Below are 16,051 nucleotides of genomic sequence, written 5' to 3'. Positions count from 1 at the left end.
TAAAAAGTTTTGAGGATAGCTTTAAAAAAAAACAAAAACCCAGCTTGACATAAGCTGGGTTAGCTGTTTCTAGTCTCAATACTATAAAGGAATATTACCGTGTTTTCGTTGAGGGCGCAGCACTTCTTTATTTTCAAGCATCGCAAATGCTTTAATTAATTTTCTTCGTGTATCTCTTGGCATAATTACCTCATCAACAAAGCCTCGCTGTGCGGCTTTAAAAGGATTAGCAAACTTTTCTGCGTATTCAGACTCTTTTTCTAGGAGTTTTGCTTCTTGGTCTTTGGCATTCGCTATTTCTTTTCTAAAAATAATTTCAGAAGCACCCTTGGCTCCCATTACTGCTATTTCTGCTGTAGGCCAAGCGTAATTTAAATCAGCACCAATGTGTTTAGAATTCATTACATCATAAGCACCTCCGTAAGCTTTTCTAGTGATGACGGTAATTCTTGGAACGGTAGCTTCGCTTAAAGCGTAAAGTAATTTAGCTCCGTGAAGTATAATCCCATTCCATTCTTGGTCTGTTCCAGGTAAAAAACCTGGTACATCAACAAGGACTAACAGTGGTATATTGAAAGCATCGCAAAAGCGAACAAAACGAGCCGCCTTCTTAGAAGCATCAACGTCTAAAACACCTGCTAATCGCATAGGCTGATTGGCTACTACACCAACGCTTCTCCCACCAATTCTTGAAAAACCAACTAATATGTTATCGGCATAATCTTTATGAATTTCAAAGAACGAATCGGCATCAATTATTCCCTTAATCACCTCGTGCATATCATAAGGTTTATTGGCGTTTTCGGGAACCAAGTTATCTAACTCTGGTCTAAATTCTTCACCTAATTCAAAAGCCAATTTTTCAGGTTTTTCTTGATTGTTCTGAGGCATATAACTCAGCATTTTCTTCAACTGCTCTAGGCATTCAATATCATTTGCAGCCGTACAATGGGTAACTCCAGATTTTGTAGAGTGAGCACTTGCCCCTCCTAATTCTTCAGAAGTTACTTCTTCATTAGTTACGGTTTTAACTACGTTAGGTCCAGTAACAAACATGTAGGAGGTATCTTGAACCATCAAAGTGAAATCGGTCATAGCTGGCGAATAAACTGCACCACCAGCACAGGGACCCATAATGGCAGAAATTTGAGGTACAACTCCAGAGGCTTGGACGTTTCTAAAGAAAATATCTGCATATCCTCCTAAAGAACGAACACCTTCCTGAATTCTTGCACCTCCAGAATCGTTCAGTCCAATAATTGGTGCACCTACTTTTACGGCGTGATCCATCACTTTACAAATTTTTTCAGCATGGGTCTCAGACAATGCTCCACCAAAAACCGTAAAATCCTGAGCATATACATAAACCAACCTTCCGTTTACAGTTCCATATCCTGTGACTACGCCATCACCATAAAAATGCTGTTGATCCATGCCAAAATCGGTGGTTCTATGCGTCACCAAAATACCAATCTCTTCAAAAGAACCTTCATCCAAAAAATAATCAACACGCTCTCTCGCAGTTAATTTTTTCTTTTCGTGTTGTTTATCAATTCGTTGTTGCCCACCACCAAGATGTGCTTCTTTGATTTTCTTATTTAAAGCTTCTATATTTTTACTCATTTCTTTTCGCTTTTACTTATTAAACTTTAGGAATTCTAAGTTGTTTTTGATCGTTTTGATACTTTTTTAAAGCCAACAAAGCAGCCATAAAGGCTTCTTTTTCTTTTTCATTTTCTAAAGCATCAGGCGTATAGTAATGCTTCACAAAATGCGTATCAAAATTACCGGATTTAAAAGCTTGATGTTCAAAAACAAAACGGCCAAAATCTAGTGTAGTAGAAACTCCTTCTACATGGTAATTTTTAATTGCTTCAAGCATTAGCTGGAGAGCTTCATTTCTGTTTTTTCCGTAAGTAATCAGTTTAGAAATCATAGGATCGTAATAAATAGGAACTTCCATTCCTTCTTCAAATCCGTCATCTACTCTAATTCCATTGCCTGTTGGTGCTTGGTATTTAGAGAGTAAGCCTACGCTAGGTAAAAAGTCATTTAAAGGATCTTCTGCATATACTCTTAGTTCTAAAGCATGACCTTCAATTTTTAAATCGCTTTGTTGAAATTCAAGTTGTTCTCCACGAGCAATTTTAATTTGCTGTTCTACCAAATCAATTCCAGAAATTAATTCTGTAACAGGGTGTTCTACTTGCAAACGAGTATTCATTTCTAAAAAGTAGAAGTTTTTTTGTTCGTCCATTAAAAACTCAACCGTACCTGCACCCACATAATCACAAGCTCTAGCCACATCAACGGCTGCTTTTCCCATTTTTTCTCGAAGTGATGAAGATAAGACTACCGATGGAGCTTCTTCTATTACTTTTTGGTGTCTTCGTTGAACACTACATTCACGTTCAAATAAATGAATAACATTTTTGTGTTGATCGGCTAGTACCTGAATTTCAATATGACGTGGTGAGCCTACGTATTTTTCAATAAAAACAGCTCCATTACCAAAAGCTGATTCGGCTTCAGAGATAGCTCTTTTCATTTGATTTTCCAATTCACTTTCCTTTTCAACTACGCGCATTCCTTTACCTCCACCGCCAGCTGAGGCCTTAATTAAAATAGGAAAACCAATTTCCGAAGCAATTTTTTTAGCTTTATTTACATCAGTAATGGCTTCATCAATTCCTGGAACCATAGGAATGTTATAGCCTTTAACGGTTTCTTTTGCCGCTAATTTATCTCCCATTACTCTAATGGCATGAGATTTTGGTCCAATAAAAGTAATGTTATTTTGCTCAGCTTTTTCTGCAAAAGAGGCGTTTTCGCTTAAAAAACCATAACCTGGATGAATACCATCTACCCCTAATTCTTTACATACCTTTATAATTTTATCTTCTTTTAAGTAGGATTGATTGGAAGGTGCTGGACCTAAGCAAACGGCTTCATCTGCAAATTTAACATGGGGTGAGTTTCGGTCGGCTTCAGAAAAAACGGCTACCGATTTAATGCCCATTTTTCTTATTGTTTTCATTACACGAAGTGCAATTTCTCCGCGATTAGCAACGAGTATTTTCTTCATTTCATTATTATTTCTACGTTCAACTTATTCTAATTCAATGAGTAATTCACTTTTAGCTACCGAATCAGATGACTTTACATGTATAGCTTTCACCACCCCATCCATAGGCGAACTTAATGCATTTTCCATCTTCATAGCCTCAAGTACAATAAGTGTATCACCAACTTTTACTGTATCGCCTTCAGCCACAGGAATATCTAAAATAAGACCGGGCATTGGTGCTTTAATTTCGCTTTCTATCACTCCCGTATTTAGCGTTAATCCCATCTTATTAATTAACAAATCTAAGGGGTTAGAAATTTTAACTTGATAAGTATTGCTTTTTACTTTAATTGTATAGGTTTGATTATGAAAATCTTCAGCAATTATTTGCGCATGAAAAGATTGATTTTGATGAATAACATGAAATTCTTTCGCATTAATCTGAACAGCGTCTAAATCAGAAATTTCAGCCTGTTCAAATTCAAATTCATATTGCTCATCAACTTTTGCTTTGAGTTGATTGTGCATATATATTGAGTTTACATTAAATAAATGGTAAATATAGGAATAATTTTAAGTCTAAAAATAAAGTTTGATTATCAGAATGAAATGAATTTTAAAGAATTGGATGATTTCTAATTAATAGCCTGATTTTTAAAAAATAATCAAAATAAGAACTAAATAATTATTTTTTATCAGTAGTCAGGGACCTGCTTTCCATTTCAAGTCCTCATTTATCTGGCAAATTTTTCTAGCTTTTATCAAGAGCTTCCTGCCGGTCGCTTTGCTAAAACAAGTAAAATTAAGCCTGATTCACTCTGGGCTTTCATTGCAATCAGGACTATTTTTTTTGAATCAACTATTATTTAGCTGAAAAAGGCAAATAATAAGTAAATCCTAGAAGAAAATTAAGCTGTAACAAGGATGTGGTATCTTCATCTAATTCATTAAGTTTATACTTTCCGTTAGGGGTAAAACTGCTAATAGAGGTTATTGAACCAATAATAAAGTTAGAGGATAAATTAAGGAAAAGTTGGTCAAATAAGTGGTAATTATAACCTATTTCTGTTCTTAATCCAAAACCGTTTCCAGAAGCTTTTCGTTGATAGTTTCCACCTAGCTTTTCAAACTCTTGTTGTAAATCTAAATAAAAAAAGCCTAAATTAAAATAAAACAAATCTTGTTTTCTAAGACCTGTAGCTAAATTGTTAATACTAACACTATAGGTACTGGTATTTAGTTCATTACTATAAAATTTTTCTCCAAACCTGCTAAACGAATCAGAAAAACTGGTGTTAGTGTAAGAGAATCCCACTCCCATTCTAGAATTGAAGTAGAACCCAAAATTCATTTCATAAGCATTTCCAACGGATAAATTATCTCTAAAATTAACAATATCATCTACAGGAACCTCTGGTCTAAAAATACTAAAATTTGAAAACCCAAGAGGCGAAAGCTGGACGTAAAAAGCGCGCCATTTATCCACCTCATCACTCTCTAGGTTAGCATAAAAAGGTACCGGATTAGTTTGAGAAAAAACAGAATAAGAAAAGACTAAAAACACTAATAATGTAGTTATTTTAATTAGTTTAAAAAAATTATACATAAGCAATTTCTTTCTTGTTTATATTCTGGACTAACATCATTGTTATCAATTTATTTCATTTAAATTTAATGTTAGTTTAATTCTTCTATGATATGATATAATTTAACATCAAAATTGCTTGATCTACTCATCTTTTGTTTTAGATTCATAAATATTCGGTAAACTTATTTTAAAGACAACCGCAAGAAGTCTTATGATGATTACCACAGCAAATGAAACGACAAATATAATGCCGTTTGGGGTGTTGAAATAATAAAGTCCAAAATAAAAAGCTCCTCCCATGATGCAAGCCGTAGCATAAATTTCTTGTCTAAAAATTATAGGAATTTCGTTGCATAATATATCTCTAATTACTCCTCCAAAACAAGCACTCATTGTTCCAAAAGCAATACATATAATGGGGTGTAAATCGGCTTGAAGCGCTTTTTCTACACCAACAACCGTGTATAGACCAATGCCCAAAGTGTCAAATAAAAACAAAGATTTTCTAAAAAAATTTAGTCGTTCTCTAAATAACATTGCAATAACAGAAAACAATAAAATGGTATAGACATAGAGCATGTTTGTAAGCCAAACCACCTCCGTTTGCAGCAATACATCTCTAAGTGTTCCTCCACCAACAGAAGTGACAAAAGCAATTATTAAAATTCCAAAAGGGTCTAGTCTTTTTCTTATTCCTGCTAATGCTCCAGAGATAGAAAAAGCTACAACTCCAAGTATGTCTAAAATGAGTATAAAATCCAAATTATTGGTTTTTGGTTATAAAGTAATAATCTTTTAAAACAAGTAAAATAAATTGATTAGGAGAAAGAGAAGTTTCAATGCGTAGCTTTTCTATTATTTTTTGTTGCAATTGCGCTAACAAAAACTGATTACTATTCTTTTTTGCACTTAAGTAAACATTTTTAATGCGCTGAATATCTTGATCGGTAAAGATAATAACTTGCTCAAAAGTTGGCTGATAATCAACAGGAATATCAAAAAAAAGGTTTTGCTTTATTTCTCTTTTTTCTGAAACTACGATTGTTTTGGCCGCTAAGTCTCCCAATCGCTGACTTTTATTAGTAAAAACAATGCTAAGAATAGCTATTACTCCAGAAAGTGAAGTAATTTCTAGTAATCTTAAAATCCAACGCATTAAGTAATCACCTAAGCTTGGGGCAGAACCATCTTCTTTAATAACTCTTATTTGCAGCGCATTTTTTCCAGGACTTTGACCATTATTAAAAAGTTCAAAAAGTAAATGATAGAGCATAACTGGTAACAATAATACCACAGTCAAACTCATAGAAAATGTAGTTGACGAAACTCCAGTTACAATAAAAAACACACCGAAAATGTAAACTCCCATAATAAGTGCATCAATCAAATAAGCAAATATACGATCGGTTAAGTAAGCAGGTTTTTGAAGAATACTTACATTTTGACTTGTTTCTATGCTAAAATTATTCATAATTTCGTTTATCTTTGAAACTTATTTTAAGTGCTTATGAGAGAAGCTTCATTTATTCAGCAAAATAAGGACAAATGGAACGAATTTGAAAATTTTCTTTCTAAGAAAAAATATTTAAGTCCCAGAGAGCTTACAAACGCTTATGTAAGTATTTCAGAAGATTTAAGTTATGCTCAAACATTTTATCCTGAGAGTCCGATTGTTACTTATTTAAATTCGCTTACTTCAAAGGCACACAGAAAAATAAATGAAAACAAACGAACTACAAAAAACCAGCTTGTCCATTTTTACTTCAAAAGTTTTCCATTGTTGTTTAAATCTTACTTTAAAGAATTAGCTATTGCTTTTAGTTTGTTTTTAGGTTTTTCAATCATTGGAGCATATTCTGCTGCTGAAGATGCTGATTTTGTGCGTTTGATTATGGGGGATGCTTATGTAAATATGACGCTAGATAATATTGAAAAAGGCGACCCAATGGCTGTTTATAAAAAGGCAAATTCAGTAGATATGTTTTTAGGAATTACCATTAATAATATTCGCGTAGGATTGCTATCTTTTGCCGCCGGAATTTTATTTGGTGTAGGTACTGTTTTTATTGCCATGCAAAATGCTATCATGCTGGGGTCTTTTCAATATTTCTTTTATGAAAAAGGCCTACTATGGGAATCGGTAAGGACAATTTGGATTCACGGAACCATTGAGATTTCGGTTATTATTATATGTATTACGGCAGGAATGGTTTTAGCTAAAGGGATCATTTTTCCTGGTACATATACGCGTTTAAAATCTTTTACCATGCGTGCTAAGGATGCCCTTAAAATTGTAATTAGCACCATTCCTTTTTTTATTATTGCTGGATTTCTAGAGGGCTTCATTACTAGAATGACTTATATGCCAGACTTAATTGCTATTCTAATAATTGGAGGCTCAATAGCCCTACTCTTATATTATTACTTATTTTTGCCTATTCAACTAAACAAAAACCTAAAAACCAATGGAAACAAAATTTAATCTTGAAAAAACCCGAGAATTTGGAGAATTAATTTCAGACACCTTTAATTTTGCCAAAATCTTTCGCAATGAATTGTGGCAAGTGTTTTTGAAATTTGTTATTCCTTTTTTAGTCCCTGTCTTATTACTTAGCTTTTACACGCAGTATTCTGCTACTTCTAGCTTAAATTTTGATCCTAGCGATCCAGCTAGTATAGAAAATTTTTTTACAGAATCCTTTAGCTCTGGACTAGTATTAGCCAACATAGCCACTATAGTTTTAAGTATTATCCTCTTCATTGTGTTAGAATTATCCATTTTAGGTGCTATCAAATCCTATAAAGAAACTGGTAGCTTTTCTATAGAAAGTATTTCTGTACAAATCAAGTCTAACTTTGGAAACAGCCTAGGCTTAAGCTTTTTAGTAGGATTAATTCTTGTAGTTAGCTTTATTGCTTGCTTTTTACCTAGTATTTATTTTGCAATAGTATTTACTATTGCTTTTCCTGTTTTAGTCTTTAAAAAAGTAGGCGTTGGTGAAGTTATTAATGAATGTTTTAGATTAATTAAAGACAATTGGTGGGCTACTTTTGGTGTGGTGCTAGTATTTGGAATTATTATCTCAATTATTGGATTAGTATTTACCATTCCAACCGCAATGTATATGTGGCTTTCTGGCTTGGTAGATGCAGATTTTAGTAGTTTTTCAAGTACCGATAAAATTATACTTGCCAGCATAACTACCATAAGCACATTTTTACAATACCTGCTAAATGTACTCGCCATTATTTTAAGTGCACTTATTTATTTCAACTTAAATGAACAAAAATACGGTGAAGCTGATTTAGATGAAATTAATCAAATAGGTGATTATTAATGAATTTCACTTTTCAATACCTTATTAATTTGACATTTATTCCATTTCTTCAAGGAAAAAAAGAGGTGTTTGAGACTAAGGTAATTGAGCAACTAAAAAACGAAAACATTTATCAATACCAAGAAAATGTAGATCTTCCTGAATCGCTATGGGACCAATTCTGGAATTGGATAGGTAAGCAGTTAAACAAAATTCTTGATGCTTTATTTGGCATAGGCAAACCTGATTGGTGGGGAACATTTGTTGACTTCCTCCCCTATCTTGTTATTGGTTTAGTAATAGCCCTCTTAATCTACCTATTTTTCAAGAATAATCCGCTAAGAAAACATGTGAAAATAAATACAAAAACCAACGAAGTTTTACTAAATAACCTGAATGAAGAAGAACGTAAGTTAGCCATTGATAAACTTATTGAAAAGGCAAAAAATAAAAATGATTATCAACTTTTAGTCCGTTATCAATACATTAAAACCTTAATGCAGCTTGACCATTATAAATTAATTCGATTTAAATCTGATAAAACCAACAGCGAATACTATAAAGAACTAAAAAATTTGAATTTTTTAGACGACTTTAAGACGCTCACTTATTATTATGAAAATGCTTGGTATGGTAATTTCAAAGTTACTCATTTTGCCTATCAAGATTACTTAAATGCTTTAAATACCATTACCACACAACTAAATCAACAAAATGGATAAAAAGCAAAAAATAATATTGAGTTTTCTAGCCATAGCCATTGCTGTAATGGTGTATTTTGAAGTAAATAGTCCAGAACCTTTAGATTTTAGTCCAGATTACACTTATGATTCGGTTAAAGCCCTAGGAAGTAAAGCTTTTAATGAAGCTATTGAAAAATCGAGCTTTAATGAAATTCATTACCTTAACAAATCGGTGTACGAAGCTTTTATAGATAATCAAATTGAGGATGGTACGCTAGTTTTTTTTAACGGATATACTGATATTTCTGAAGTTGGATGGGAAAAAATTAAAAAATGGGTACAAAAAGGTAATACCCTCTATATAGCCAATAAATATTTTGCCAATCCTATAACAGAAGATTATAAATTTGAAACAAGAACCTTTACCAATCAACTTGGTAAAAATTATTTTAAAGCCAAAATTAGCAGTTTGTCTAATGTAGAATTTCCCTCCGGACAGTATGTTACTCAACGGTATTTTATTAAATTAGACAGTGTGCAATCAGATACCTTAGGCTTAGTTTCAGAATTAAAAAATGAAGAAGAATCCTATCCTAATTTAATTAAAATTAAAGAAGGTAAGGGAGAAATTTACTTACACACCCATCCGGAAAGTTTTGGGAATTTCTATTTCTTAAGAAGAGCTCATCACGCCTACGTAGAAGAAATTTTGCAAGGCTTTGATGTGAATAAAAATTTATACTTAGACGCCTATTTTAAATCAGGCAAACAAGTGATTTCCTCTCCTTTACAATTTATGCTAAAAAATAAGGCTTTAAAATGGATGTTTTACAGTTTGCTTATAGGTGTATTATTAATGCTTATTTTTATGGGTAAAAGAACACAACGGGCTATTCCTGTTGTGCAAGCATATCCAAATAAATCGGTAGAATTTATTCAAACCATAGCTGATGTCTTTCAGAAAAAACAAACCCAAGAAGAGTTTTTACAAATGAAAATACAACAACTACATAAAAAATGGTACTTAGATTATGGCGTAAGTAATCCACCTTCTACGGAAGAGCTCATGCTAGTGGCTCAAAAGAAAGAAATGACATTTGATGAAATTGATGAAGACTTGAAACAAATTAAAAAAATAAATAATAAATTAACAATTGAAAAGCGCGATTTAAAGAAAGTAATTAGAATTGTAAAAAAATACATGTAATGGAAAACGAAAATAAAAGACCAGAGAAAATTTCAAACGATGATACTTCTTCAAATGAAAATAAAATTTCTGAAGAAATCGCTTCAGATGAAACTTCCAAAGAAAAAAAAATAACTGAAAGCAATTCAAATCAGTTTAAAAGTAGAATTCCATTAGAAGCGCTTCAATCTTCATTAGAAAAGCTTCGCCAACAAATCAACCAGCTAATTATTGGTCAGGAAGAATTTGTAGATTTACTAATTGCTGCCTTGCTTTCTAAAGGTCATGTATTAATAGAAGGAGTTCCAGGCATTGCAAAAACAGAAACGGCTAAAATTTTTGCCAAGTGTGTATCGGCAGCTTTTAGTAGAATTCAATTTACTCCAGATTTAATGCCAAGTGATGTTTTGGGGACTTCAATTTTTAATGAAGCAAAAAGAGATTTCGAATTCAAAAAAGGCCCTATCTTTTCCAACTTAGTTTTGATTGATGAAATTAATCGTTCTCCGGCAAAAACACAATCTTCCTTGTTTGAGGTAATGGAAGAAAAACAAATTAGTATAGACCAAGAAGTTTTTAAGATGCAAGAACCATTCATGGTTTTAGCAACCCAAAACCCTATTGAACAAGAAGGAACTTATGCTTTACCTGAAGCACAATTAGACCGGTTTTTATTCAAAATCAAACTAAATTATCCTAGTCTAGAAGCTGAAATTAAACTATTAGAAAAAAAGCATCAAAATCTTAACCAAGATTTTTCAGCTAATGTAGAAAGTGTGCTAAATGTTGAAGACTTAATTGAATACCGAAAGCTTATTCAGCAAGTAATTGTTGAACCAAAAATTTTAACCTACATTGCTCAACTTATTCAAGAAACTAGAAAACATCCGCACTTGATTTTAGGAGCTTCGCCCAGGGCTTCCATTGCCTTATTAAATACCTCTAAGACCTTTGCAGCAATGCAAGGACGGGATTTTGTGAGTCCTGAAGATGTAAAACGCGGATTAAAGCCTGTACTCAATCATCGCATGATTTTATCGCCCGAAAAAGAAATGGAAGGAATAACCACCGAACAGGTTATTGATTTGATAAGTAAAACTGTTGAAGTACCAAGATAGTGAAGAAATTTTATACCCAACTTTTTATTAGTCCTTTGCTGTTTTACCTCATTTTTGCGGTTCCAGTAAGCTTTTTAATTGCCTTTTTTATTCCTCTGTTCTATTTAATTAGTTGGTATTATTTGATTGCCATTTCTGTAATCTTGTGTATTGAATTCATCAATTTATTTTTTTATGTTGATGTGGAAGCATCACGAGCAATGGCTGACAAATTTTCAAATTCTGATGCAAATGAACTTAAAATTGAGGTTCAAAATAAATCAAATTTCAATTTAAAAATTAAAGTGATTGACGAGATTCCTTTTCAGTTTCAAAAAAGGGATTTTAAAAAACAAATCAGTTTAAAACCCTCCGAAAGTAATTATATTACTTACCAACTTATCCCTAAAAAAAGAGGGGTCTATGAATTTGGCAAATTACACTGTTATGCCAAAACTAAAATCGGTTTGTTTGAACGCCGATTTAGCTTTGATGGAGCAAAAAAGGTAATGGTTTATCCCTCTTTTGTGCAAATGAAAGAAATGGATTTTTACGCCTCGCACCACATCAAATCTTTATTTGGATTTAAAAAAGTAAGAAAAATTGGACACACCTTAGAATTTGAACAAATTAAAGATTATGTGGTTGGCGACGATATTAGAACCATTAACTGGAAAGCCACAGCGAAGAAAAAACATCTGATGATCAATCAGTTTCAAGATGAAAAATCACAAGACATTTACTGCTTAATTGATGCTGGTAAAAACATGAAAATGCCTTTCAACGGATTAAGCTTGTTAGATTATTCGGTTAATTCTTGTCTAGCTCTTACTAATGTGGCACTGAAACGAAAAGATAAAGTAGGTATGCTTCAGTTTTCAGGAAGTGTAAGCCGATTTGTAAAAGCTAATTCTCAAAAATCTCAGTTGAGAAAAATAATGGAAAATCTATACCAAATCACACCCGATTACGCCATGACCGATTTTGCAAAGCTGTATGCGTACTTGAGTAGAAAAGTAACTAAACGAAGCTTGCTTATCTTATATACCAATTTTGAACATAAAATTTCCTTAGAACGACAACTTGTTTATTTAAAAGCTATTGATAAAAAACACGAATTAATTTTGGTTTTTTTTGAAAATAATGAGGTAGAAAGATTAAGACATAAAACCCCTCAAAGTAGCAACGAAATTTATGATGTAAGTATTGCAGAGGATTTGGCTTTACAAAAGCAAGAAATGATCTACTTACTTAGAAAAAACAGAATTCAAGTCGTTTTTACCGCACCAGAAAATCTTCAAATTAACGTCATTAATAAATACTTAGAAATGAAAGCTAAGACTAGTGTTTAAATTGATTTAACTCATAGCTTATACATAGCTTGGTAATTGTATCTTCAGCAGAACAAAAAACCACAACGCTTTAAAAGAATTGAGGCTTTAATTTTTTTCTAAGATGAAGTGAGTTTGAGGTTGAAAACAAATCCCGAATCGCTATTGCTCTCGGGATAAGCGATTCGCACAAATGCTTCAGCGCAATCAGCTTGCAAAAAAATCTCCTGAGTTACAATACATCCCGAATCGCTATTGCTCTCGGGATAAGCGATTCGCACACATTTTGCCAAGCAAAATGTGGCTCTCTGCTTACATGTTTCGTCTATACTGCCCACCTACTTCAAATAAAGCTTCAGTAATTTGACCTAACGAACAATATTTCGTGGCTTCCATCAACTCTTCAAACATATTTCGGTTGTTGATGGCTGCGTCTTGAATCTTAGCCAAATATTCTGCGGCTTTGCTTTCGTAGGCTTGATGTAATTTATTCAACGTATTGATTTGAAATTCTTTCTCGTCTTCGGTGGCGCGAATCACTTCTCTTGGTTTTACTGTCGGCGAGCCTTTTGAACTTAAAAAGGTGTTTACCCCAATAATTGGGAATTCTCCTGTGTGCTTCAAGGTTTCGTAATGCAGACTTTCTTCCTGAATTTTACTTCGTTGATACATGGTTTCCATCGCACCTAAAACGCCACCACGTTCGGTTAAACGATCAAATTCGGTTAAAACAGCTTCTTCAACTAAGTCGGTAAGCTCTTCGATAATAAACGCCCCTTGAATTGGATTTTCATTTTTCGCTAAGCCTAATTCTTTGTTGATAATCAACTGAATTGCCATTGCACGTCGCACCGATTCTTCGGTGGGTGTGGTAATGGCTTCATCGTAAGCATTGGTATGCAAGGAGTTACAGTTATCGTAAATGGCATAGAGGGCTTGTAAAGTGGTTCGGATGTCGTTGAAGTCAATTTCTTGTGCATGCAGCGAGCGCCCTGAGGTTTGAATGTGGTATTTCAGCATTTGTGCACGTGGATTTGCCCCGTATTTATCGCGCATGGCTTTCGCCCAAATTCTTCTTGCAACACGACCTATTACCGCGTATTCTGGGTCAATTCCGTTGGAGAAGAAGAAACTTAAATTAGGGCCAAATTTGTTGATGTCCATGCCACGGCTCAAGTAATATTCCACGTAAGTGAAACCGTTGGAAAGCGTTAAAGCCAATTGGGTAATGGGGTTGGCACCTGCTTCTGCAATATGATATCCCGAAATAGAAACCGAATAGAAATTTCTGACTTTATTTTCAATGAAATATTCCTGCACATCACCCATCAATCGCAAAGCGAATTCAGTAGAGAAAATACAGGTGTTTTGTGCTTGGTCTTCTTTAAGAATATCGGCTTGTACAGTACCTCGAACCACAGCGATAGTATCCATTTTGATTTTTTGATACACATCGGCAGGCAAAACTTGATCGCCAGTAACACCTAATAGCATCAAACCTAAACCATTGTTGCCTTCGGGTAAATCGCCATTGTATTTAGGGCGATCTAAACCGTTTTCTTTGTAAATCTGTTTGATTTTAGCTTCCACTTCTTGTTCTAAGCCATTTTCTGTAATGTATTTTTCACATTGTTGATCGATGGCAGCATTCATGAAAAAGCCAAGTAACATGGGCGCAGGACCGTTGATGGTCATACTTACCGATGTCATGTGATGCGCCAAATCGAATCCTGAATACAGTTTCTTGGCGTCGTCTAAACAACAAATCGACACTCCGGCATTACCGATTTTTCCGTAAATATCTGGTCGGTGGTCGGGATTGTTACCATATAAAGTTACCGAATCGAATGCGGTGGACAAACGCTTGGCGGGTAGTCCAGCACTTACGTAGTGAAATCTTCGGTTGGTACGTTCAGGCCCTCCTTCGCCAGCAAACATTCGGGTTGGGTCTTCACCTGTTCGTTTAAATGGATATAAACCAGCGGTGTAAGGAAACTCGCCAGGCACATTTTCCTGCAATAACCACTTGAGCAAATCGCCCCAAGCTTGGTATTTTGGTAAGGCAATTTTTGGAATTTGTTGGTGAGAAAGCGACTCAGTATGAGTTTCAATTTTAATTTCTTTATCGCGAACCTTGAAGCTGTAAATTGGATCTTTATAGCGTTTCACCGTGGCATCCCAAGCTAAAATTTTCTCCCAGTTGTAAGGATTCAAATCCATTTTAAGGCGATCGAATTCTTTTTTGAGTAAGCCAATTAATTGTTGGTTGTCCTCATTAGTCGCATTGGCTAAAGCTTCTTCATCAATTCCGTTTTTGTCTAAAGCCAACTGCGCTTCAGCTGAAGATTCTAAGGTTTTGAAAATTCCATATAATTTTTGTGCAACTTCTACCTGCTGATTTGCTTTTTGATCGTAAGCGCGATTATTTTCAGAAATCTCAGACAAATAACGCGTTCTTGCGGGTGGAATGACAAAAATTTTCTCTGACATTTCATCCGTGATTTGGTAATTGCTTTTCAGTTCAGCTTTGGTTTTTTCAGCCATTTGATCCATGATGTGCTTGTACAAAATGTTCATTCCTGGATCGTTGAATTGCGAAGCGATGGTTCCATAAACGGGAAGTGTATCCAATTTAGCGTCCCACAATTGATGATTGCGTTGGTATTGTTTTTTCACATCACGTAAGGCATCTTTAGCTCCACGCTTATCGAATTTATTGATGGCTACCAAGTCAGCAAAATCAAGCATATCAATTTTTTCCAATTGAGTTGCCGCCCCAAATTCTGGTGTCATAACATACAAAGACACATCCGAGTGGTCTAAAATTTCAGTATCACTTTGCCCAATTCCTGAAGTTTCAAGAATAATTAAATCGTAGCTAGCTGCTTTCAAAACTTCAACGGCTTCCTGCACGTATTTTGAAAGGGCTAAATTAGATTGACGCGTAGCCAACGAACGCATATAAACACGAGGTGAATTGATGGCATTCATTCGGATTCGGTCGCCTAACAAAGCTCCACCAGTTTTTCGTTTGGAAGGGTCAACCGAAATAATTCCGATTTGTTTATCTTCAAAATCGACTAAAAATCGTCTGACAAGTTCATCTACCAAAGACGATTTTCCAGAACCACCAGTTCCTGTAATTCCTAAAACGGGGACTGAAGCCTCCCCCGACCCCTCCAAAGGAGTGGAGAAAAGTTCATTGAACTCCTCAGGTCTATTTTCAGCAATGGAAATAAGTCGTGCAATGTTGTTTACGTCTTTATCTATTAAAGCCTCGTTTATTTCCTTCCCTTTGGGAAGGTTTAGGGATGGTGTTGGAAAATCAGATTTTTGAACCAAATCGTTAATCATACCTTGCAATCCCATCTCACGACCGTCATCTGGCGAGTAAATTCGGGTGATGCCGTAATTCATCAACTCTTCAATTTCTTCGGTAAGGATAACTCCTCCACCTCCACCAAAAATTTTGATATGGGGAGCTCCTTTTTCCTGAAGTAAGTCGTACATGTATTTAAAATACTCATTATGCCCACCTTGGTAAGACGTCATGGCAATGGCATTCACATCTTCTTGAATGGCGGTGTTCACTACTTCTTCTACACTTCGGTCGTGACCAAGATGAATCACTTCAACACCAGTAGATTGAATGATTCGACGCATCACATTAATGGCAGCATCGTGGCCATCAAATAAAGAGGCCGCTGTTACTATTCTAATTTGATTTTTAGGTATATAGGGTTGTTGTTGTTCCATTAGTTTTATAAGTTTAAACTTTATAA

Annotated in this window: 13 protein-coding genes; 6 read left to right on the top strand and 7 right to left on the bottom strand. The window is 34.5% G+C overall.

Going from position 1 to position 16,051, the window contains the following annotated elements; all coding sequences use genetic code 11:
* Nucleotides 1–81: 81 nt before the first annotated feature.
* The 6 genes from G7034_RS01920 to G7034_RS01895 all read right to left on the bottom strand — a co-directional run bounded on the left by G7034_RS01920 (nt 82) and on the right by G7034_RS01895 (nt 6,126).
* Nucleotides 82–1,623, bottom strand: a complete 1,542-nt coding sequence (locus tag G7034_RS01920) for an acyl-CoA carboxylase subunit beta (protein WP_166399275.1) — start codon at nt 1,621–1,623, stop codon at nt 82–84.
* A 19-nt stretch (nt 1,624–1,642) separates the two neighbouring features.
* Nucleotides 1,643–3,085, bottom strand: coding sequence for an acetyl-CoA carboxylase biotin carboxylase subunit (gene accC / locus G7034_RS01915; RefSeq protein WP_166399274.1), 1,443 nt, complete (start codon nt 3,083–3,085; stop codon nt 1,643–1,645).
* A gap of 24 nt (nt 3,086–3,109) precedes the next feature.
* Nucleotides 3,110–3,595 carry an acetyl-CoA carboxylase biotin carboxyl carrier protein subunit gene (locus G7034_RS01910; RefSeq protein WP_166399273.1) on the bottom strand — a complete coding sequence of 162 codons (486 nt, stop codon included), beginning with the start codon at nt 3,593–3,595 and terminating at the stop codon, nt 3,110–3,112.
* 334 nt (nt 3,596–3,929) lie between these two features.
* Nucleotides 3,930–4,673, bottom strand: coding sequence for an autotransporter domain-containing protein (locus G7034_RS01905; protein ID WP_166399272.1), 744 nt, complete (start codon nt 4,671–4,673; stop codon nt 3,930–3,932).
* A gap of 123 nt (nt 4,674–4,796) precedes the next feature.
* Nucleotides 4,797–5,417, bottom strand: a complete 621-nt coding sequence (locus tag G7034_RS01900) for a trimeric intracellular cation channel family protein (protein ID WP_166399271.1) — start codon at nt 5,415–5,417, stop codon at nt 4,797–4,799.
* A 1-nt stretch (nt 5,418) separates the two neighbouring features.
* Nucleotides 5,419–6,126: an RDD family protein gene (locus G7034_RS01895; protein WP_166399270.1), complete on the bottom strand. Its 708-nt coding sequence runs from the start codon at nt 6,124–6,126 to the stop codon at nt 5,419–5,421.
* Nucleotides 6,127–6,162: 36 nt separating this feature from the next.
* Between G7034_RS01895 and G7034_RS01890 the strand changes: the two genes are divergently transcribed.
* Genes G7034_RS01890 through G7034_RS01865 form a run of 6 tightly spaced genes read left to right on the top strand, consistent with a single transcriptional unit; the run spans nt 6,163 to nt 12,290 of the window.
* A complete protein-coding gene (locus G7034_RS01890; RefSeq protein ID WP_166399269.1) occupies nt 6,163–7,137 on the top strand; it encodes a stage II sporulation protein M in 975 nt (324 codons plus the stop codon).
* Nucleotides 7,121–7,993, top strand: a complete 873-nt coding sequence (locus G7034_RS01885; protein WP_166399268.1) for a hypothetical protein — start codon at nt 7,121–7,123, stop codon at nt 7,991–7,993. Before G7034_RS01890 ends, G7034_RS01885 begins: the two co-directional genes overlap by 17 nt.
* A complete protein-coding gene (locus tag G7034_RS01880; RefSeq protein WP_166399267.1) occupies nt 7,993–8,694 on the top strand; it encodes a hypothetical protein in 702 nt (233 codons plus the stop codon). Before G7034_RS01885 ends, G7034_RS01880 begins: the two co-directional genes overlap by 1 nt.
* Nucleotides 8,687–9,862, top strand: coding sequence for a DUF4350 domain-containing protein (locus G7034_RS01875; protein ID WP_166399266.1), 1,176 nt, complete (start codon nt 8,687–8,689; stop codon nt 9,860–9,862). The genes G7034_RS01880 and G7034_RS01875 overlap by 8 nt, the downstream gene beginning before the upstream one ends.
* Nucleotides 9,862–10,959 (top strand): AAA family ATPase, encoded by a 1,098-nt coding sequence (locus G7034_RS01870; RefSeq protein WP_166399265.1) that lies wholly within the window; start codon nt 9,862–9,864, stop codon nt 10,957–10,959. Before G7034_RS01875 ends, G7034_RS01870 begins: the two co-directional genes overlap by 1 nt.
* Complete coding sequence (locus G7034_RS01865) at nt 10,959–12,290, top strand: DUF58 domain-containing protein (RefSeq protein WP_317163714.1); 1,332 nt, start codon at nt 10,959–10,961, stop codon at nt 12,288–12,290. The genes G7034_RS01870 and G7034_RS01865 overlap by 1 nt, the downstream gene beginning before the upstream one ends.
* 291 nt (nt 12,291–12,581) lie before the next feature.
* Here the strand turns inward: G7034_RS01865 and G7034_RS01860 are convergent, their stop codons facing one another.
* Complete coding sequence (locus G7034_RS01860; protein WP_166399264.1) at nt 12,582–16,025, bottom strand: methylmalonyl-CoA mutase family protein; 3,444 nt, start codon at nt 16,023–16,025, stop codon at nt 12,582–12,584.
* Nucleotides 16,026–16,051 lie beyond the last annotated feature (26 nt).

The organism is Psychroflexus maritimus, from assembly GCF_011089875.1.
GTDB classification, from domain to species: Bacteria; Bacteroidota; Bacteroidia; order Flavobacteriales; family Flavobacteriaceae; genus Psychroflexus; species Psychroflexus maritimus.
This window is presented reverse-complemented; position numbering and strand designations above follow the sequence as displayed.

Coding starts and splice junctions, on each gene's coding strand:
- G7034_RS01920 (WP_166399275.1), bottom strand. CDS start 1,623: ATGAGTAAAAATATAGAAGCTTTAAATAAGAAAATCAAAGAAGCACAT.
- accC (WP_166399274.1), bottom strand. CDS start 3,085: ATGAAGAAAATACTCGTTGCTAATCGCGGAGAAATTGCACTTCGTGTA.
- G7034_RS01910 (WP_166399273.1), bottom strand. CDS start 3,595: ATGCACAATCAACTCAAAGCAAAAGTTGATGAGCAATATGAATTTGAA.
- G7034_RS01905 (WP_166399272.1), bottom strand. CDS start 4,673: ATGTATAATTTTTTTAAACTAATTAAAATAACTACATTATTAGTGTTT.
- G7034_RS01895 (WP_166399270.1), bottom strand. CDS start 6,126: ATGAATAATTTTAGCATAGAAACAAGTCAAAATGTAAGTATTCTTCAA.
- G7034_RS01890 (WP_166399269.1), top strand. CDS start 6,163: ATGAGAGAAGCTTCATTTATTCAGCAAAATAAGGACAAATGGAACGAA.
- G7034_RS01885 (WP_166399268.1), top strand. CDS start 7,121: ATGGAAACAAAATTTAATCTTGAAAAAACCCGAGAATTTGGAGAATTA.
- G7034_RS01880 (WP_166399267.1), top strand. CDS start 7,993: ATGAATTTCACTTTTCAATACCTTATTAATTTGACATTTATTCCATTT.
- G7034_RS01875 (WP_166399266.1), top strand. CDS start 8,687: ATGGATAAAAAGCAAAAAATAATATTGAGTTTTCTAGCCATAGCCATT.
- G7034_RS01870 (WP_166399265.1), top strand. CDS start 9,862: ATGGAAAACGAAAATAAAAGACCAGAGAAAATTTCAAACGATGATACT.
- G7034_RS01860 (WP_166399264.1), bottom strand. CDS start 16,025: ATGGAACAACAACAACCCTATATACCTAAAAATCAAATTAGAATAGTA.